This window comes from Ruegeria sp. HKCCD7251 (assembly GCF_013031165.1).
Taxonomy (GTDB): Bacteria; Pseudomonadota; Alphaproteobacteria; order Rhodobacterales; family Rhodobacteraceae; genus Ruegeria.
On sequence record NZ_WPZC01000001.1, the window covers coordinates 486,108 to 505,634 of the forward strand.

The following is a 19,527-nucleotide window of genomic DNA, read 5'->3' on the forward strand; positions in this document are numbered from 1 at the left end:
CCGTGGGTTCCGGTCCTTCAGTGCGGTGCACTGGTCTTGGTGTGGGGATGCCGCGCACGGCATCCCCGGTTTCATTGGCTTAGTTGGCCTGCCAGCGCGCCACCAGCTCGTCATAGTTGACAGTCTGGCCTTGCGGCTTTTCGTTTTCCAACTTGGCCTTTGGCGAACCGGCTTTCTCCAACCAGAAGGCAGGATCTTGCGGTTCGTTCAGACGCGGACCACAGCCGCCGTAGACACCGGCGCTTTCATCCGCAGCCTGCATCCGGGCCATGGTGATGTCCATTTCCTCGGCCAGACGGTCCATCGCCTCTTGCGGAGTGAACGCGCCCGAGTTCACATCACCGATCTGCTGCCACCAGATTTGGGCCAGCTTCGGATAGTCCGGCACGTTGATGCCGGTCGGCGACCATGCCACACGGTCAGGCGAGCGGTAGAACTCGACTAGACCACCCAGCTTGGGTGCACGTTCGGTGAACGACTCGTGGTTGACCGAGCTGTCGCGGATGAAGGTCAGACCCACATGGGACTTCTTCACATCAACAGTCTTCGACGTCACGAACTGAGCGTAAAGCCAAGCCGCCTGAGCACGATTTTCGGGGGTCGATTTCAGGAAGGTCCACGACCCCACGTCCTGATAGCCAACCTTCTGGCCGTCTTCCCAATAGGGGCCATGCGGGCTGGGGGCCATCCGCCACAACGGCGTGCCCTCGTCATCCACGGTGTTGTTGCCTTCGGATTTCGGCTTCACCATGTCGGCGGTAAAGGCGGTGTACCAGAAGATCTGCTGTGCCACGTTGCCTTGGCTGAGCGCGGGCAACGACTGGTAGAAGTCATAAGACGCCGCACCCGGAGGCGCATAGTTGCGCAGCCATTCGTCCCACTTGCGGATCGCATAGACCGCAGCCGGGCCGTTTGCAGCGCCACCGCGCGAAACGGACGCACCAACAGGATTACAAGTGCCCGCTTCCATGCGGATGCCCCATTCGTCGACGGGAACACCGTTCGGCTCGCCCACGTCACCGGCACCGGCCATTGACAGCCATGCGTCGGTCATACGCCAGCCAAGGTCAGGCGCACGCTTGCCGTAATCCATGTGGCCATAGATAGCGACGCCGTCGACTTCTTTCACGTCGTTGGTGAAGAATTCGGCGATGTCTTCGTATGCCGACCAGTTGACCGGAACGCCCAGGTCGTAGCCGTACTTTTCTTTGAAGGCCGCCTTGTTTGCTTCGTCGTCGAACCAGTCCTTGCGGAACCAGTAAAGGTTGGCGAACTGCTGGTCAGGCAATTGGTACAACTTACCATCGGGACCGGTGGTGAACTGAATGCCCATGAAGTCATCCAGATCCAGTGTCGGCGAAGTTGTCGCCGCCCAGTCGCCTTCCATCATGTCTGTCAGCGGATAGGCCAGTTGCAGACGCGAGTGGGTGCCGATCAGATCACTGTCGTTGACATAGCCGTCATACAGGTTACGTCCGGTTTGCATCTGAGTTTGAACAGCCTGAACCACCTCACCCTCACCGAGGATCTGGTGGTTGACCTTGATGCCGGTGATTTCCTCGAACGCCTTGGTCAGAACCTCGGATTCATAGGAATGGGTTGGGATACCCTCTGACAGGACGTTGATTTCCATGCCGGCATAGGGCTGTGCAGCTTCGATGAACCACTTCATCTCACCCATCTGCTCGTCTTTCGACAGCGTTGATGGCTGGAATTCGTCATCAATCCAACGTTGTGCTGCGGCTTCGTCAGCCCAAGCAGGGCCGTGCCCCGCAATGACGGCAGCCGCCGCCACTGCGGAAAGTAGATGTCTCCGCATCTGTCTCCTCCCAAAGATTATGAGTTCCGGTATTGACCGGATGACGAACAGCATCAGCGATTTCGCGCTTAGCTGTCAAACTAATTTTTTAGTAAATGGCATAGTTTCTCGTTAAGTAATTGTTTTACATTGGAAACGCATCGTTCTTGCGCAGTCTGAGGAGGCCGCGGATTAAAGCGCGCCTCATTCGGTCCTCATGTTTATCTTTCCTTGCCAAGTCCTTGATTCTTTGTAAGCTGATCGTGATTTCACTGGTTTCGAGCGGATATCTTGTCCAGTGAATTCTCTATTTCTTTTAGACGACTGAGGTTCGACGATGTCCCAAAGTCTTTTGAAGTACACTCGTGTTCTGGAAATTGTCGGGGACACGATCAAGGTCAGGGTCCCGCTGGACGGCGAAGCCGATGCGGCGGTTCGGTTCAACGACCTGGCCGTGATCGAAACGGTGGACGGGCACAAGACGCTGGCGCAGGCGATTTTCATCGACCGCGATGTTGTGACCCTACAGGTGTTTTCCGGCACCAAGGGTATCTCGACCGAGGCAACCGCGACCTTTCTGGGCCACCCGATGCAGACGCCCTATTCGGCCAACATTCTGGGCCGCGTCTTTGACGGGGCAGGGGTGGCGATCGACGGTGGGCCGGACCTGTCCTCCGAGCCGCGGATCGACATTGGTGGGCCAACGGTGAACCCCTCGGAGCGGGCTGTGCCCAACAAGATGATCCGCACCGACGTGCCGATGATCGACGTGTTCAACACACTAGTCGAAAGCCAGAAAATCCCTATCTTTTCGGTCTCGGGCGAGCCGTTCAATGCGTTCCTCAGTCGGATCGGTATTCAGGCTGATGCCGATATCGTGGTCTTTGGCGGGTTGGGGCTGATCTTTGACGATTACCACACCTTCCGGACCTCGTTCGAGGATGCGGGCGTGTTCTCGCGAACGGTGATGTTCGTCAATCAGGCGATGGACCCGCTGGTGGAACGGCTGTTGGTGCCAGATATGGCGCTGGCGGTGGCCGAGAAATTCGCGGTGGAAGAGGGCAAGCGCGTGCTGGTGCTGTTGACCGATATGACCGCCTATGCGGATGCAATGAAAGAGGTGGGGATCAGTCAGGAACGCGTGCCGTCGCAGCGCGGTTATATGGGAGATCTCTATTCCCAACTCGCGCGGCGGTATGAGAAAGCGTGTGATTACGCCAAGGGCGGCTCGGTCACGGTGCTGACCGTGACGACAATGCCCGGCAATGACGTAACCCATCCGGTGCCAGATAACACGGGCTATATCACTGAGGGGCAGTTTTACCTGCATTCGGGGGTGATCGACCCGTTCGGCAGCCTGTCGCGCCTCAAGCAGAACGTGATCGGCAAGACCACGCGCGAGGATCACGGGCAGATCATGAATACGATGATCCGGTTCTATTCCGAAAGCCGAGACGCCTCGCAGAAACAGGCGATGGCGTTTGATCTGTCGGATTACGATCACCAATTGCTGAAATTCGGCGCGCTGTTTCGCAAGCGGTTCATGGATATCAACGTCTCGATCCCGCTTGAGGACGCGCTGGATCTGGGGTGGAAGACGCTGGCCGAGTGTTTCCAGCCTGATCAGTTGCTGATGAAGCAGGCCTTGGTCGAGAAGTATTTCCCAAAGGATACCGATGGCGCGGTTGCAGCTGAATAAATCGTCGCTGGCCCGCCAGCAGACCCAGCTGAAAAGCTATGAGCGGTTCCTGCCGTCGCTGGACCTCAAACGCCAGCAGTTGATGGCGGAACGTGCCAAAGCCCGCGAAGACGTCCAACGCTTGCAGCAAGAGGTGCATGATCTGGCGCAGCAGGTCGGGGAAAAACTGCCGATGCTGGCGCAGCAGGGGGTTGATCTGGACGGGCTTGTTGAGCTGAAGGATTATAGGTTGAAAGAGGTCAACGTGGTCGGCGTCAAGATGCCCGACCTAGACCGGATCGAAGTTGCTGTGCGGCCCTATTCGGTGTTGGCGAAACCGCATTGGGTCGATGCCGCTGCCGGCCTGTTGCATGACATGATTGAGGCGCGGTTGCGCGTTAAAGTCGCCGAGGAACGGGTGCGCATCTTTGACAAGGCCGTGGCCACGATCACGCAGCGGGTTAACCTGTTCGAAAAGGTTCTGATCCCGCGCGCCAAGGCCAATATCAAGAAAATCCGCATCTACCTGAGCGATGAGCAGATGCAGGCGGTTGTGCGCTCGAAAATCTCCAAGCGCAAACACGCGCAGGAGGCGCTGACATGAGCGTTGCGCGGCTGAAGAAACTGTCCCTCGTCGGACCTGCCGCGCATAAGGGCGACACGTTAGAGGCGCTGCAGGAGCTGGGCTGTATGCATGTGCTGCCGCTTGCGCCTCCGCCATCCGAGCCGGAAAAGATCAGCGAGCGCGGCGCGCGCAATGCGTATAAGGCGCTGCGCTTTTTGACGGATGTGCCAGAGCCGCGCCGACAGATACAGCGTGATCCGGTGTTCGATATGGATCAGTTCGTGCGTGACGTGTTGGACCTGATGCAGCGCACCCGCGATATGACGGATCGCCGGGATTTTCTGACCTACCGGATCGCGCAGGTTCGCTCTTGGGGGGACCTGGATTTTCCGCCGACCGATGTGCTGGCGGGTAATCGGCTATGGTTCTATCAGCTTCCCCTGAAACATCGCGATGCATTGTCAAACATCAATCTGCCCTGGGCGATTTTGCAGGAGGACCATCGGTACATTTACGCCGTTCTGATCGCGCCCGATGATCCGGGCGATGATATCCTGCCGGTGCCGCGTACGCATACCGGTTCTTTGCCGATTCACGAATTGGAAGCGCAACTGGAAGAAGCCGAGATCGCGATTGAGGCGTTGGAGGCTGAACGGGTTGCCCAAACACGTTATCTGACCCTGATGCGCCGTAACTTGTCGGCAGCAGAAAGCGCCGCAGAACTGGCTCATGCGACCCAGAAGGTCCGCGACGCAGAGGCGATGTTCGCCTTGCAAGGCTGGGTGCCCGAAGACCGTATCGAAGCCGTTCTGGACATGGCCAAATCCAAAGATGCCGCTGTTCTGATTGAAGAACCGGGGCCGGATGACAATCCACCGACTCTGCTGGAGCAACCGGAGGACCGAAGCGCGGCCGTTGATCTTGCGTTGTTCTATCAGGTGCCGGGGTACAAGGACTGGGACCCGAGCATTATCGTCGCGGCCTCATTCGCGCTTTTCTTTGCCATGATCGTGGCGGATGCAGGGTACGGAGCGGTCATTCTGCTGGGTCTTTTGGCATTCTGGAAACGCATGGGAAAAACGCCGAGCGAAAGGTCTTGGCGCCGATATGGAGTGATGATTTCCAGCGCTACGATCATCTACGGTGTGTTGGTCGGCAGCTATTTCGGTGCATCACCAGCCGAAGGCACGGTTTGGGCCAAGCTCAAGATACTGGACCTCAACAACTTTGGTGCGATGATGATGATCTCGATCGTAGTGGGCGTATTGCATCTGGTGTTGGCAAATGCTTTGGCCGCGCGCGCGGCGTGGGGGCAGCGGAGGGCCGTTGCAAACCTTGGCTGGATCGGAGCCTTGATTGGTGGGTTTATTCTGTGGCTCAGCTATATGAAGGGTGGGACGATGCTGCCGGGCTCGATTGTATTGGCTGCGGGTGTTCTGGCCATTGTCCTGTTTTCAAGCGAGCGGGTGGTGCGTAAACCAATCGACTGGCTGTGGCGGCTGATAGATGGGCTACAAAGCCTTGCTGGTGCGATGGGGGCATTTGGCGATGTGCTGAGCTATATGCGTCTGTTTGCGCTGGGTCTGGCCTCGGCGTCGCTTGCGATCACGTTCAATGATTTGGCGGTTTCGGTGATGCAGGCGATGAAGGGGCCGGGCATTCTGTTCGGGCTGTTGATCCTGATCGTCGGTCATATTCTGAACTTCGCCCTCGCGATGATGAGCGGTGTCGTTCACGGTTTGCGTCTCAATTATATCGAATTCTTTAAATGGGGTCTGCCGGATGAAGGCATCGTCTTTCGCCCGTTCGCCCGCAAGGAGGTACAGGAATGAATGAGCTTGTATTGACATTGGGTTGGCTGGGTATTTACGCGCCAATGGCGTTGGGCGCGGCGGCAAGTGCCATTGGGTGCGCAATCGCTGGGCAGGCCAGCATCGGAGCGATGACTGAAACCGAAGGCGGCTATGGTCGGTTCGTCGGTGTCTCGGCATTTCCGTCAACGATGGTGATCTACGGGATTGTCATCATGTTTACCCTGAACCGGGATGTGACGCCCGAAAATGCGGGCGGGTTGTTCGGGATCGGCATCCTATCGGGCATTGCGCTGATGTATTGCGGCATCTGGCAAGGACGGGCCTGCGCCGCGGCAATCAATGCAACAAAAGAGAAACCAGAAATCTTCGGCTTGGCGCTTGCTCCGGCGGCGATCATCGAAGGGTTTGGCGTTTTCGCCTTCGTATTTGCCTTGGTCATCAGCGCGGGGATTAGCTGATGGCACAGGATGGAATGATCTCTCATGGTGTTGATGCCCTGATCGACAAGCTGCGAAATGACGGCGTTGCCGCAGGTCAGGCCGAGGCCGAGAAGCTACGCGCCGAGGCCAAGGCTGAGGCCGCCAAGATCCTTGCAGATGCCAAGCACGAGGCTGAGGCGCATCAGAAGAAAGCCCGCGCCGACTCGGACAATTACCGCGCGGCTGGAGAAGAGGCGCTGAATACCGCGATGCGCGATGCCGTTTTGACGATGAAAGCTGGCCTGACCGACCGTTTCCGCAAGGATGTCGAGCGCCTTGTCACCAAGGAAATGGCTGATCCCGAGATGCTGAAACAGATGATCCTTGAGGTTGTTGGGCGGGCCGCAGCAGGTGCCAAGCTGGATGGTAAAGTGCAGGTGATCCTGCCCGCGAAAGTGGCCACTCAGGAAGATATCAAGCAGAACGCCGACGATATCCAGTCTGGTAAATTGACCAAGTATGTGCTGGGTTTGACCGCCGAAATGCTGCGGGAACAAGTCGAGCTGCACGCGTCAGACGATACGCAGGATGGCATTCGCATTCAGGCCGAGGAGCAGGGCGTTGTTCTGGACCTCACCGACAAAGCCGTGGCCTCGCTGTTGATGGAGCATCTGCAACCCAGATTCCGCGCCGTGCTGGAAGGCGTGATCCGCTGACATGTCGGACCCGGACGCCTATATCGCGCTGATCAGCAGTTTGCCGGGCTCGGAGCGGTTGTTTGTGGCCAAGCAGCCGCCTCTGTCGCGACTGCGGCTGGATCGACGGTTGAAGGCGCTGGCACCCGAAGATGCCCGGGTTCTGCGCGTGTTGGAGCACGCTCTGAACTGGAACGATTACGACATGGATGTCACGGACGATCAAGCGATTGCGCGCTGCAGGAAGGCACTGGATAACATCCCGCAACCGACATTGAAAAAGTTGCTTATCGAACGGATGGACTTGCGCACCGTAGTTGCCGCGTTGCGACTTCGGCATCGAGGGGAACCACCGCCTGCGACGCCTTTGGGGTTTGGACGATGGAGCCGCCATATCCCTGCCCATTGGAATGACCCCGGTTTCGGGTTGGATGCGGCAATGCCTTGGATCAAAGACGCGCGTCAATTGCTGGAATCCAACGATCCACTGGGGCTGGAAAGGCTGCTTTTGTCGATTAGTCACAGGCAGTTAAAGCGCCACGTCGCACGACATCTTTTCGATTTTGAGGCCGTGGCGATCTATGTGCTGATCTGGAATATTTTTGACCGTTGGGCGCAAAGCAGCGCGCAGGAGGCGGCAACACGATTTGACAAACTGGCGCAACAGGCCATGGCCGACGTCGCTGATATCGACTTTGAGGGAGCTTACGCATGACCGCCCCAACCCCCGCTATCCAAACAGCCACCGCCCGTGTTGTCTCGGTCCAGGAGGGGCTGGTTCAGATCGAAGCAAAACCGGACGCAGAAGGTCGCCCCGGGCAGTTGATCAAAAACGAGGTGGTGTTTATTTTGCCGACTCGCCTCGGCCCCGGAGGTCGACAGGAACGCCTGAAGGCCGAAGTTCTGCGTGTGCGTGGGAAAACAGCGGACGTACAGGTCTATGAAAGCACGGATGGCGTTGCGGTGGGCGATCCGGTGGAGCAATCGGGGCAGTTGCTGTCGGTCGAACTTGGGCCGGGATTGTTGGGTCAGGTGTTTGACGGTCTGCAGTCCCCTTTGCCGAAAGTCGCGGCTGAGTTTGGCACTTTCCTGCCGCGCGGTGCGGATGTGGCCCCGTTGGACGATCAGGCAAAGTGGTCGTTTTCACCGTCCGTCAAAGTTGGTGATAGTGTTCGATCAGGGGACAGTATCGGAACGGTGCCCGAGGGCAGGTTCGAACACAAAATCATGCTGCCGTTCAACTGGGTCGGCGACTATAAGGTTGTCTGGGTCCAGAAGGGCGCGGCTACGATCCACGATATCGTGGCGCGGCTTGAGGACGAACAGGGCGGAGAGCATACTCTGACCCTTTCACAGAAATGGCCGGTGCGACGTCCATTGCCCGAAGGGGTTCTGAAACGCGCGCTGTCCGAAAGGCTTTATCCAACCGAACCGGTCCTGACATCTCAGCGCCTGATCGACACGTTCTTTCCTATTGCCCGGGGTGGAACAGCCTGTATTCCGGGACCGTTTGGTGCCGGTAAGACAGTGTTGCAGAACCTGATCGCGCGAAACGCCAAGGTAGACATCGTCATCGTCGTCGCCTGCGGAGAGCGCGCGGGCGAGGTGGTTGAAACCATTAGCGAATTTCCAAAGATGACTGACCCGACCTCGGGTGGTAGCCTCATGGACCGGACGATCATAATCTGCAACACGTCCTCGATGCCCGTTGCGGCGCGTGAGGCGTCGATTTTCACCGGCATCACACTGGGAGAGTACTATCGCCAGATGGGGTATGATGTTCTGTTGATTGCCGACAGCACAAGCCGCTGGGCACAGGCTATGCGAGAGACCTCGGGCAAGTTGGAAGAAATCCCCGGAGAAGAAGGGTTTCCGGCCTATCTGGAAAGCTCGATCAAGGGGTTGTACGAACGCGCGGGCGCATTGAAAACTAATGACGGCGCGCTGGGCAGCCTGACCCTGATTGGAACGGTCTCACCCGCCGGAGGCAACTTTGACGAACCGGTCACGCAATCGACCTTGTCGACGGTTAAATGTTTCCTCGGTCTGTCTTCCGAACGTGCCTATAAGCGGTTTTACCCTGCGGTCGATCCGATGCTCAGTTGGTCGCGCTATCTGGACCAGTTGTCCGACTGGTATGACAAGAACGCCGAGGCGGGTTGGACCAGCAAGGTTCGTGATCTTCTGGCGTTGATCGAAAAGGGCGAACAGGTCGACCAGATGATGCAGGTGACAGGCGAAGAGGGCGTCACGATCGAGGATTTCGTCACCCAGCAAAAGGCGCTGTTCGTGGACATGGTCTATCTGCAACAAGATGCGTTCGATAAGGTGGACGCGACCGTACCGCTTGATAGGCAGAAGATGACTTTCAAGCTGGTCTATGGCGTGACACAATCCACCGCCGAATTCGCCAATAAAGCCGAGGTTCGACAGGTCTTTACGCAGCTGACGGGATTGATGAAGAACTTCCACTATGCGGCTGAAAACACGCCGGAATTCAAATCGACTTGGGGTCAGATAGAAGATCTGTGTCGCGAAAAATTCGGAGTGTAAGGGAAATGGTAGCCCGTAGGGGAATCGAACCCCTCTTTCCAGGTTGAAAACCTGGCGTCCTAACCGATAGACGAACGGGCCATTTAGGCGATACAAGCACAAGTGGTAGCCCGTAGGGGAATCGAACCCCTCTTTCCAGGTTGAAAACCTGGCGTCCTAACCGATAGACGAACGGGCCACGTTAGCTTGTGGAGCGCCTTTTACGGTTTACCTATCACCCCCGCAAGCCGAAAAATGCAGGGATGTGAAAGTTTTTTGGCGGGGCCGGGTGCTGGCCTAATTGGCCTCGGCTGCATCCTCCAGCCGAAGCTGCACAGATTGCCGTCCGCCCCATGTGTTGACCTCAAGCCTGCCGGCGAAATGGAACCGCGCGCCGCCATGGTTGGACAGCTTTTCGCCCATCGGCCCGTCGAACGCTCCGAACGCGATGGCGTCCAACCCGGCGCCTACGCCATCGGACAGCGAAAGTTTGAGATGAGATTCGCCCACTCGTTTGGCAAAGCGCACTTGTAGATCAGGCAGGGCATACCGTGGGGCAGGGGCACTTGCCCCAAATGGACCTGCCTTTTCGATCTGTTCGATAAGGTCCACTGTGGCTGCGCCCGGCATCAATGTGCCGTCCAGTTTCAGGTCCGCCGGGCCGCTGTCGCCCGCGCCTTGTTTGGCCAGAAGTTCAGACAGCCGCGCCATGGCCGGTTCTAACTGATCGCGCATCACGGTCAGACCGGCGGCCATTTTGTGCCCGCCGCCTTTGACCAGCAGCCCCTCGGCAGCCAGTCGCTGAATCGACGCACCCAGATCAACGCCCGAGACAGAACGGCCCGAGCCTTTGCCCTCATCTCCGTCAAAGCCGATCACGATGGCAGGGCGGTTCGCGGCCTCTTTCAGGCGCGAGGCGACGATGCCGACGACGCCCGGATGCCAGCCCTCACCTGCTGCCCAGACCAAGGGTGCATCTAAGCCGCGTTCTGCAGCTTGTTCCATGGCGGCTGCGCGCACGGCGTTTTCGATGTCGCGGCGCTCGGTGTTCAGTTCATCAAGTCGCTGGGACAGCGCTTCGGCTTCGTGCTGCGACTCGGTGCTAAGTAGCCGCGCGCCCAGATCGGCCTGACCAATCCGCCCACCGGCATTCACACGTGGCCCCAGCAGGAACCCCAAGTGATAGCTGTTGGGGGCCGAATCCATCCGTGCCACATCCGACAGGGCCACCAGACCGGGCCGCTGCCGCTGGGCCATCACCTTCAACCCCTGCCGTACCAGCGCCCGGTTCGCCCCGATCAGAGGAGCCACATCGGCAACCGTCGCCAGCGCCACCAGATCCAACAGTGAGATCAGGTCAGGCCCCTTAACTCCGGCCTCGCGCAGTTGCCTCCCCGCCTCGACCAGCATCAGGAACACCACGCCCGCCGCACAGAGATAGCCAAGATCGCCGCTTTCGTCCTGCCGGTTCGGGTTCACGACTGCCACGCAATCGGGCAGGGTCTCGCCCCCCAAATGGTGATCCAGAACGATCACATCCGCACCCTTGGCCGCCGCAATCGGTTCATGGCTGATGGTGCCGCAATCAACGCAGATGATCAGGTCGTGATTGGCGGCCAGGTCCTGCATGGCGGGTACGTTGGGGCCATAGCCTTCATCAATCCGGTCGGGGACATAGAGCGTTGCCTGAAGCCCCATCTGCCGCAGCCAGACCAGCAACAAAGCGGCCGAGCTGCCGCCATCCACGTCGTAATCGGCAAAGACGGCAATCCGCTGCTTGGCGCGTACCGCCGCCAGAAACCGGGTCGCGGCGGCTTCCATGTCTTTCATCGCGCGGGGATCGGGCAATAATTCTTTCAGCTTGGGGTCCAGAAATCCGGGGGCCTCCATCGCCGGAACACCACGCCGGGCCAAAACCTGACAGACCGCACGCGGCAGGCCCGCTTGTTGCACCAGCATCTCGGTCGCGCGTTCCACATCTGCCGAAGGGCCGACCCAGCGCCGCCCGGACAAAGACTGTTCAACCCCTAAAAAGCTCATGACCTGCCCCTGATATGCCAAGGCCGGACCCTCGCGGACCCGGCCTTTGTTATTGTATGGATCGACTTGCGCACGCGGTTACGCGTTGTCGTGCGACCACATTGGCGTGCGGTAGGACATGCGCCGAACCGACCCGGTTTTCGACCGCATCAGCAGGGTGGTGGTCTCAACCCAGCCTGGCTCGCGTTTGATGCGCGGCAACAGCGATCCTCCGGTCACGCCAGTCGCGGCAAAGATGACGTCCGCTGTCACCATCTCATCCCGCGCATAGACACGGTCCAGATCGGTGATACCCGCCTTGGCCGCTCGTCCGCGTTCGTCATCGTTGCGGAACAGCAGGCGGCCAAAAATCTGACCGCCCATGCATTTCAAGGCAGCCGCAGCCAGCACACCCTCGGGCGCGCCGCCTTGACCCATATACATGTCGATGCCGGTCACTTCGCTTTCGGCACAGTGCATCACGCCCGCAACGTCACCATCGGTGATCAGACGGATGGACGCGCCGGTCTCGCGCACCTCGGCGATCATGGCCTCGTGCCGGGGGCGCTCAAGAATGCAGACGGTGATGTCGGCGGGTTCACACCCCTTGGCCTTGGCCAACGCTTCAACCCGTTCACGCGGGCTCATGTCCAGGCTGACGACACCCTCGGGGAAGCCCGGGCCAACGGCAAGCTTGTCCATGTAGACGTCAGGAGCATGCAGCATCGAACCGCGCGGACCCATTGCGATTACAGTCAGCGCGTTGGGCATGTCCTTGGCGGTTAGCGTGGTGCCTTCCAGCGGGTCCAGCGCGATATCAACACCGGGGCCGTTGCCGGTGCCAACCTCTTCACCGATATACAGCATTGGTGCTTCGTCACGCTCGCCCTCACCAATGACAACGACACCTGCGATGTCCAGCAGGTTCAACTGTTCACGCATGGCGTTCACAGCAGCCTGATCCGCAGCCTTTTCGTCCCCGCGACCCACCAGAGATGCCGACGCGAGTGCGGCCTGTTCTGCCACCCGCGCTAGGCCCAGTGACAGCAGGCGGTCGTTGAAATCAATCTTGGCAGCACTCATTTTTCAGTATCCTTAACTCAGTATCGGCGTTGTTTTGGGCATAGCCTGCGTTTTGGGCAGGCCGCAAGGGTCAAACCTCTTCGATCCGCAGGGCGACAGGCTCTCCGGCAACAACGTCTGTCTCGCGGAAGCCATCCAGCGCAACGTCGAGCGTGGCACGCGTTGTCTTGTGCGTAACGATCAAAACCGGCGCGGTGCTTTCGGAATGCCCGTATTGGCGCATCCGATCGATCGACACACCTGCATCGCCCAGAATAGCGGCAACTTTAGCCAGCGCGCCGGGTTTGTCGAACAACGCAAGACGCAGATAATAGGGGGCAGGCAGGCCCGTGATCGCCGGGGCTGCATCCTGAAGCGATGTAGCTGGGCGCCCAAACGTCGGAATTTGCAGTCCGCGTGCCAGATCGCAGACATCACCCATCACAGCGCTGGCCGTGGGTCCTTCGCCTGCGCCGGGGCCGCGCAGAACAACCTGTTCCACTGCGTCGCCTTCGATCACGACCATGTTCGTTCCGCCTTCGAGCTGTCCCAAAGGTGAACCGCTGGGTACCAGACAGGGCTGCATCCGCTGTTCCAGCCCGCGCGCGGTTCGTTGTGCGACGCCCAGCAGCTTGATCCGGTATCCCATATCATCCGCCTGATGAATGTCATCGAGGCTGATTTGCTGGATGCCTTCGATCTCGATCCCGTCGAAATTCGGCTTGGTGCCAAAAGCGATTGAGGACAGCAGGGCCAGCTTGTGTGCGGCGTCGATTCCGCCGACGTCTAGATTTGGGTCGGCCTCAAGATATCCCAACTGCGCGCATTCCTCGAACAGAGCGTTATAGCCAAGTTCCTGCGACTGCATTCGCGTCAGGATATAGTTACAGGTGCCGTTCATCACCCCCATCACGCGTGTAATCTCGTTGCCTGCAAGCCCTTCGGTCAGGGACTTGATGACGGGAATACCGCCTGCGACGGCGGCTTCGAAACGAATGACGCGGCCAGCGGCCTCGGCCTTTTCCGCCAATTCCTGACCGTGGATTGCCAGCAGCGCCTTGTTTGCGGTGACGACGTCCTTGCCACTTGTCAGCGCCGCCTCGACCGAGGCTTTGGCGGGACCATTCTCACCGCCCATCAATTCGACAAATACGTCGATATCATCGCGTTTGGCCAAAGCGACTGGGTCGGTTTCCCAAGCATAGTCAGACAGGTTGACGCCACGGTCCTTGCTCGCATCCCGCGCGGATACTGCCACGATTTCCACAGGGCGGCCTGTCCGCGCCTGCAACAGGTCCGCATGACGGCGCACGATCTTGACGACGCCCACGCCGACAGTTCCCAAGCCCGCAATTCCAAGCCGCAGCGCCTGTGTCATCCCGTGGGTTCCTTTCCGCTCGTAATTCTTTAATGCCGGGTTGCCCCGTTCAACGCTGCCTTAGCGGGTTCGGCGAAGGGGTGCAATGCGTGGTGAGCCGCAGCAATCACTTGGTCAGTTGATTTGTTCGCTTTGTAGCTGATCCGCCTTTTTCTGCAGCTCTTTGCGCCGTGTCTCAAGCTCTTCCTCTACCTCGGATGCCTCGCTGATCGGGTCGATCGTAGGGCCAAGGCTTTCTTGTAGGGGGATCAGTTTTGGATAGCGCGCTGATTTCAGGCTGGCTGGTTCGCTGCCTTCCAACTCAGGAAAGTCGGCACAGGCCGCACAGCAAAGGGTCAGGATCAGCAGGGGCAGGGGTTTCATACTGCTCTTTCGAATACCATTGCCCCCGTGATGCACTTTTTACCGTGGGCATTCAAGCGGGGTTCTATCTGAACATCCGTTCATATACGGTTGGGGCATGGCACGCACACAAGGTTCCCATTCCGATATTACCGGCCCCCGCATCCGAAAGGCGGCTTTGCGCCTGTTCGCGCAGCAGGGCTATGCCGCAGTTTCCATGCGCCAGATCGCGGCAGACGTCGGCGTGCAGGCTGGCGCGCTTTATAATTACACGCCGGACAAGCAGAGCCTTCTGTATCGCCTAATGAACGATCACATGCAGGATCTTCTGTCGACCTACGCAAAGCTTGAAAGGCCAGCGACCGCCCTTGAGGCGCTGCGCCAGTTTGTCGGTTTCCATATCCGGTTCCATCTTGAGCGTCCGGATGAGGTGTTCATTGCCTATATGGAGCTGCGCAACCTGACCCCCGAAAATTTCGGTGAAATCGAGGCGTTACGCCGGGCTTACGAAGACTCGCTCGAACAAATCCTAAAGGATGGGCAAGAGGTAGGGGCCTTCTTGGTCGCCGACACCAAGATGGCGACCCTGGCCGTCATTGCCATGTTGAACGGCGTGATGACGTGGTATCGCGCAGGCGGACGCCTTTCGCTGGATGAAGTCGAGCAGGTCTATTGGGATATGGTCCGGCGATCCGTGACCGCCTGATCAATGCGCGGGCCGGATGAAGGTGCCGTTGCGCAATTCCCGGAATGCCTGCTCAAGCTCGGACCGTGTGTTCATGACAATCGGGCCGTGCCATGCAACTGGTTCGTCTATCGGCGCACCGGAAATCAGCAGAAATCGCACACCCTCAGGACCTGCCTGAACCGTGATCTCGTCGCCGGTTCCGAAACGAACCAAAGTTCGGTCGCCTGACATATCGCGGATATTGACCTCTTGCCCCGCGATTTCCTTTTCAAGCAGAACCCCGGTGGGTTGAGACGCATCCGCAAATGCCGCTTGTCCCTGAAAAACGTAGGCAAACGCCCTGCGGTAGGTGTCGATGCGAAACGTTTTCTTCACACCGGCTGGGATCTGAATATCAAGATACTGCGGATCGGCGGCGATGCCGTCTACGGGACCTGTCTTTCCCCAGAATTCGCCGACGATGACGCGGACCGTCGTGCCATCGTCATCCGTGATCTCTGGAATGTCCTTGCTTTCTACATCCTGATACCGCGGAGCCGTCATTTTCTGGCCGGACGGCAAGTTTCCCCAAAGTTGAAACCCGTGCATCTGACCCACAGCGTTCCCTTTTGGCATCTCTTGGTGAAGGATCCCCGAGCCTGCGGTCATCCATTGCACGTCGCCTGCGCCCAGCGTTCCGGTATTTCCAAGAGAGTCCGAATGCTCGACTGTTCCCGACAAGACATATGTGATCGTTTCTATCCCGCGATGTGGGTGCCACGGGAAGCCAGCCTGATAATCCCGCGGGTGTTCGTTGCGAAAATCGTCAAACAGAAGAAACGGGTCAAGTTCGGACGGGTCCTGAAATCCAAAGGCACGATGCAACTTGACGCCGGCGCCCTCCATCGTCGGGACGGATTTCCTGATTTCCAAAGTGGGTCGTAGCGACATCGCGGCCTCCTGTTACTTGGTCGATCATGCAGTCTGTGCGCAATGTGCGTCAATTTGCGATTGGGCACGTGCTGTGTGCAAAAATTGGTAGTCAATCCGCCTCTGTCTTTCGCCGTGGAAAGCCGCTAAACCCGGTCGAAATCATGCAGGGGATGGACATGCAGCAGGAAGTTCTGGCCACAGTAAAAGCGTCGACGCCCAGGCGGTGGCTTGGGGTTGGTATGTTGGCCGTGGTCGGTGCCATGGTTCTGTACGTGGCCTTGGCCGCGCCGCCCGAACCCCATTGGCAGGTGTTCCTGATCGTTGTGGGCGCTGCTGCGTTTTGGCTGGCGTATCGCATGTGGAATGCGACCGAAGATTGGATTGAGCTGACACAGACCGAGCTGCGCACCGGAACAGGGCGTATCATTGCGCGCGTTCGGGATGTCGAGGCCGTTGACCGAGGGGTCTTTGCGTTCAAACCATCAAACGGATTTCTTGTACGGACAAGTTCCAAGGAAAAGAACGTCTGGGCACCGGGTCTTTGGTGGCGACTTGGGCGTCGGGTCGGTATCGGAGGAATGACCGCCGCTGCTGAAACCAAGTTCATGTCCGAGATGCTGTCTGCGATGATCGCAGACAGAGCATAAATCAGACGTCAGCCGCGATCTCGTTGGTGAAACGGGGGCGGGTGAACACAAAGTTGCGGAACGTATAATCGTCAGAAACCCAACCGGACCCAAAAACAGGTACATAGTTGTTGGCTGTTTCGACGATAATCAAAGTGTCCTGATCGGGCATCGGGGGCAGGCTATCCCGCATGTCCTTGATGTTCCCGTCGGTCCAGACTTGATTGTACCCACGTTCGGTTGACCACCGGACGTAGTGGCGATCATCCACTTCATCAAAAACAATGAGCGTGACCCGCAGCTTCATTTCCGAGCCATTGTTGACCATGCGCAGCATCAACTCATACAGAGAATCTACATAGGTGTCCGTAACTGTTTGAGTTTCCCGCGAGATGAGGTCGCCGATTGTATAGGCCGCCTTCAGGTTGGCCGCGCTTTGACGGAACCCGTCGAAAAAAGTAAAGGCCCCCGTCACAGTCCAGACCAGCATGGGGAATATCAAAACAGCTTCGACGGTCAGCAGACCGCTTTCGTCACGCGCGGTGCGGCTGAAGAGTTTTTTGAACTTGGACAGAAAGGACATGGGTCTATCAAGGCTCCTGAACAAATGCTGTGGTCGCGGTCAACGCGATCTGGCCAGTTTCGTCCGAAAGCGCACGACCCATCGCAGAGGTCGGGAACACCGGATCAACTTTTGCGCATGCGCGCAGGATCATCAGTTCGTTGGACTGGCCTTGTTTGAATTGACGCACGGGCTTCACTTCTTCGGAATTGTCAGTGCAATCCGGGGCAGGGGGCAGGTCGACGCCAACAAACGCGTTTTGGATGATCATCTCGAGCCGCAGGTTCTTCCCGCACTCTCTGACCATAATTGCCTTGTTGCAGATCGAGTCCTTGATCTGATCGTGGGTCAAGTTTGAGCCTGTGCCCAGGCGAATGTCCCGAACGGACTGATCGACCGCGCGCTCCAGCATCGCCTGCTGCAGGGTGACAAGCGAATACTCCACCGCGCTCAGGATGAAAAACAGGAACGCGGGGAAAATCAGCACGAACTCTACCGTCACAGAGCCGGCCTCTGATTTTCGGAATTTCAGGAGTTTTGCCAGGGCTTTCATGCTCATTGTGTCAGCCTCAGTTTTTTGATCGACGAAGCGATGGAGACAAAGGCGTCTCCCAGCGAAATACCTTCTGGATCATCGAATTCGTCGACTTTGTAGACATGACTGTCCGAACTCGCACAGTTCTTGATGGTCGTCAGACCTTCGTCCGGTGCTTCGAACGCGATACCGTAAACGATCACGCCCATGTCTTTGGCAGCGCTGCAGATGTTGCTGGTGCGCGTGTTCTTGGTTGTCGCACCCACCGATGAGCGAATGTTATAGTGCCAGTTACTCTCGTGGTTGTTCTGCCAGGAATAGTTGTTCTTGGCATTCCACCAGGTCGAAGCAAGTTTGAAGAGTTCAGGATAGGTCAGGCGCACAGATGTGCCGACTTCTTCGTTCGAAGCGTTTTCGTCGGGCGGATTGCCAAACGGATGCGTTGCCGTGACATAATAGCCCGCCGCATCTGTGTGCTGCATCCAGACCCAGCGATCCGGATTGGTCGAATAGCGAACACTGTATTCACCCAACTTACCATCGCCCCGGTCGTATTCGGGGTTGAACCAGACATTCGAATTGCCGCTGCGGTAATTTGAATTCAGCATATACTGCGTCGTGTTCTTACCGTCGGTCATGACGATGATAACTTTCAGAACATCATCCTCATAGCGCAACGGACGGTCGTCGAATTTCACAGGAACCGCGCCTTCGGTCGACAAGCTTTTGATAATGCCCTTGAATTTTGGGTCCAACATTGCGGATCCCCACTTCATTCCAACGTCGATTGACGTGTTGCCTTTCGCGGTCAGGGCATCAATGCGGTTGTGAAGTACGTCGATATCGTCTGTGACGGCCGTAATTTCACTGCCGACGCGGGTTGGGCACACAGGATATCTTGGAAATTGCTCTGCACCATTGGTGTAGCGGAACGGGTCAAAATGCGCGGTGCGCTGGAATGCCGAAGTCGGATCCATTGACGGGTCGTCAAATTGGGTCGACGAAAAGTTCACGCAGTGCGAATAGCTGTGTTCAGAGGTGACATTGCTGAACTTGCTCAGAATATCCTCGCCCGCATTTACCTGCGTCGCGTAAGGAACAATCGACATGGAAACTTCTGTCGCGTCTTGCTTCGACAGCATCAGCGTAACGAATTCTTTCGCGGCATCCCGCAGAACTTCGATCTTGGTTTTGCCGGCTTCGGCCGACGGGTTGTCCATCGAACCCGACATGTCGAGGACCAGCGAGATTTCGACAGCACCCACTGATTCTTCCGCAGTGCTCGCGGCGCGTGCGGTCAGTGAGTTGACCCCCGAAAAGCTCATGAAATGCGTTTTGACGACGGTTTCGGCGGTGGCCGAAACGGTTCTTGATCCCAATCCTTCAATCACGACGGGTTCGCCGACAAGTTTGCCTTCCAATCCGGCTTTTTCCAAATAGGAAGCAACAACCTCTTTCGGGGGCAGTTTCTGATCAAGGTCGGCCGCAGCCAGCACGGCGCGATCCAGCGTTGACTGCAAATTCGCGCGGTCACGCTCATAGTTCATCAAATCGACGCCCATCCCCGTTGTGGCGAAGATAACCAAGAAACCCAATAGTACGAAAATCGTGAACGTCCCGTCTTCGCGTTCAGCGAAATCGCGGACCGGTGCACTCTTTTTTCCAAATTTTCCAAATCCGCTGACAATAGCGTTCTTAATCATAGTGCTGACCTCGCTGAGCAGTGGCTTGGCCCTGCTAAGGAAAAGTTAACGCCAGAAAATTAGCTGGGAAACGTGGCGGGAATTGGGCGAAAAAACCTTAGATTAGGCCCTTTTCCTGTCGAATGGCGGATAATTCACAGAGTTCGCGCCGCTCTGTATTCTGTTTGGGGACAATTCCGGGCGATGATCGAAAAGACTG

18 protein-coding genes and 2 tRNA genes are annotated in these 19,527 nt (G+C 57.7%); 9 read left to right on the forward strand and 11 right to left on the reverse strand.

Going from position 1 to position 19,527, the window contains the following annotated elements:
• Window positions 1-79: 79 nt before the first annotated feature.
• Entirely contained in the window at window positions 80-1,819 is a 1,740-nt protein-coding gene (locus tag GOX75_RS02370) for an ABC transporter substrate-binding protein (RefSeq protein ID WP_171120942.1), read from the reverse strand.
• Between the two features lie 316 nt (window positions 1,820-2,135).
• On the opposite strand from GOX75_RS02370, the gene GOX75_RS02375 reads away from it, so the two are divergent.
• The 7 genes from GOX75_RS02375 to GOX75_RS02405 are packed head-to-tail and all read left to right on the forward strand — an operon-like array spanning window position 2,136 to window position 9,522.
• Complete coding sequence (locus GOX75_RS02375; protein ID WP_171120944.1) at window positions 2,136-3,497, forward strand: V-type ATP synthase subunit B; 1,362 nt, start codon at window positions 2,136-2,138, stop codon at window positions 3,495-3,497.
• Complete coding sequence (locus tag GOX75_RS02380; protein WP_171120946.1) at window positions 3,475-4,080, forward strand: V-type ATP synthase subunit D; 606 nt, start codon at window positions 3,475-3,477, stop codon at window positions 4,078-4,080. Before GOX75_RS02375 ends, GOX75_RS02380 begins: the two co-directional genes overlap by 23 nt.
• On the forward strand, window positions 4,077-5,873 hold the full coding sequence (locus tag GOX75_RS02385) for a V-type ATP synthase subunit I (protein ID WP_171120947.1): 1,797 nt from the start codon (window positions 4,077-4,079) through the stop codon (window positions 5,871-5,873). Before GOX75_RS02380 ends, GOX75_RS02385 begins: the two co-directional genes overlap by 4 nt.
• Complete coding sequence (locus tag GOX75_RS02390) at window positions 5,870-6,313, forward strand: ATP synthase subunit C (RefSeq protein WP_170422131.1); 444 nt, start codon at window positions 5,870-5,872, stop codon at window positions 6,311-6,313. Before GOX75_RS02385 ends, GOX75_RS02390 begins: the two co-directional genes overlap by 4 nt.
• Window positions 6,313-6,990, forward strand: coding sequence for a hypothetical protein (locus tag GOX75_RS02395; protein ID WP_171120950.1), 678 nt, complete (start codon window positions 6,313-6,315; stop codon window positions 6,988-6,990). The genes GOX75_RS02390 and GOX75_RS02395 overlap by 1 nt, the downstream gene beginning before the upstream one ends.
• 1 nt (window position 6,991) lies before the next feature.
• Entirely contained in the window at window positions 6,992-7,684 is a 693-nt protein-coding gene (locus GOX75_RS02400) for a hypothetical protein (protein ID WP_171120951.1), read from the forward strand.
• Window positions 7,681-9,522 carry a V-type ATP synthase subunit A gene (locus GOX75_RS02405; RefSeq protein WP_171120953.1) on the forward strand — a complete coding sequence of 614 codons (1,842 nt, stop codon included), beginning with the start codon at window positions 7,681-7,683 and terminating at the stop codon, window positions 9,520-9,522. Before GOX75_RS02400 ends, GOX75_RS02405 begins: the two co-directional genes overlap by 4 nt.
• 6 nt (window positions 9,523-9,528) lie before the next feature.
• On the opposite strand, the gene GOX75_RS02410 is transcribed toward GOX75_RS02405, so the two are convergent.
• The 6 genes from GOX75_RS02410 to GOX75_RS02435 all read right to left on the reverse strand — a co-directional run bounded on the left by GOX75_RS02410 (window position 9,529) and on the right by GOX75_RS02435 (window position 14,323).
• A tRNA-Glu gene (locus GOX75_RS02410) sits at window positions 9,529-9,603 on the reverse strand.
• 22 nt (window positions 9,604-9,625) lie between these two features.
• Window positions 9,626-9,700 (reverse strand) — tRNA-Glu (locus GOX75_RS02415).
• A gap of 98 nt (window positions 9,701-9,798) precedes the next feature.
• Complete coding sequence (gene recJ / locus GOX75_RS02420; RefSeq protein ID WP_171120954.1) at window positions 9,799-11,541, reverse strand: single-stranded-DNA-specific exonuclease RecJ; 1,743 nt, start codon at window positions 11,539-11,541, stop codon at window positions 9,799-9,801.
• Window positions 11,542-11,619: 78 nt separating this feature from the next.
• Window positions 11,620-12,603, reverse strand: a complete 984-nt coding sequence (gene glpX / locus GOX75_RS02425; RefSeq protein WP_171120956.1) for a class II fructose-bisphosphatase — start codon at window positions 12,601-12,603, stop codon at window positions 11,620-11,622.
• Between the two features lie 70 nt (window positions 12,604-12,673).
• Window positions 12,674-13,960, reverse strand: coding sequence for a homoserine dehydrogenase (locus GOX75_RS02430; protein ID WP_171120958.1), 1,287 nt, complete (start codon window positions 13,958-13,960; stop codon window positions 12,674-12,676).
• A gap of 114 nt (window positions 13,961-14,074) precedes the next feature.
• Window positions 14,075-14,323, reverse strand: coding sequence for a hypothetical protein (locus GOX75_RS02435; protein WP_171120960.1), 249 nt, complete (start codon window positions 14,321-14,323; stop codon window positions 14,075-14,077).
• 97 nt (window positions 14,324-14,420) lie between these two features.
• Between GOX75_RS02435 and GOX75_RS02440 the strand changes: the two genes are divergently transcribed.
• Window positions 14,421-15,008 (forward strand): TetR/AcrR family transcriptional regulator, encoded by a 588-nt coding sequence (locus tag GOX75_RS02440; RefSeq protein WP_171120961.1) that lies wholly within the window; start codon window positions 14,421-14,423, stop codon window positions 15,006-15,008.
• Here the strand turns inward: GOX75_RS02440 and GOX75_RS02445 are convergent, their stop codons facing one another.
• Window positions 15,009-15,920, reverse strand: coding sequence for a pirin family protein (locus GOX75_RS02445; protein WP_171120963.1), 912 nt, complete (start codon window positions 15,918-15,920; stop codon window positions 15,009-15,011).
• Between the two features lie 158 nt (window positions 15,921-16,078).
• On the opposite strand from GOX75_RS02445, the gene GOX75_RS02450 reads away from it, so the two are divergent.
• Complete coding sequence (locus GOX75_RS02450) at window positions 16,079-16,549, forward strand: hypothetical protein (protein ID WP_171120965.1); 471 nt, start codon at window positions 16,079-16,081, stop codon at window positions 16,547-16,549.
• Between the two features lies 1 nt (window position 16,550).
• On the opposite strand, the gene GOX75_RS02455 is transcribed toward GOX75_RS02450, so the two are convergent.
• From GOX75_RS02455 to GOX75_RS02465, 3 genes are read right to left on the reverse strand one after another with little or no spacing between them, the layout of a single operon-like run.
• The gene (locus GOX75_RS02455) at window positions 16,551-17,111 is read right to left on the reverse strand and encodes a TadE/TadG family type IV pilus assembly protein (RefSeq protein ID WP_171120967.1); all 561 of its coding nucleotides are present in this window, start codon (window positions 17,109-17,111) and stop codon (window positions 16,551-16,553) included.
• A 7-nt stretch (window positions 17,112-17,118) separates the two neighbouring features.
• The gene (locus GOX75_RS02460; RefSeq protein ID WP_171120969.1) at window positions 17,119-17,649 is read right to left on the reverse strand and encodes a TadE/TadG family type IV pilus assembly protein; all 531 of its coding nucleotides are present in this window, start codon (window positions 17,647-17,649) and stop codon (window positions 17,119-17,121) included.
• Window positions 17,646-19,328 (reverse strand): TadE/TadG family type IV pilus assembly protein, encoded by a 1,683-nt coding sequence (locus GOX75_RS02465; RefSeq protein WP_171120971.1) that lies wholly within the window; start codon window positions 19,326-19,328, stop codon window positions 17,646-17,648. The genes GOX75_RS02460 and GOX75_RS02465 overlap by 4 nt, the downstream gene beginning before the upstream one ends.
• Between the last annotated feature and the right edge of the window lie 199 nt (window positions 19,329-19,527).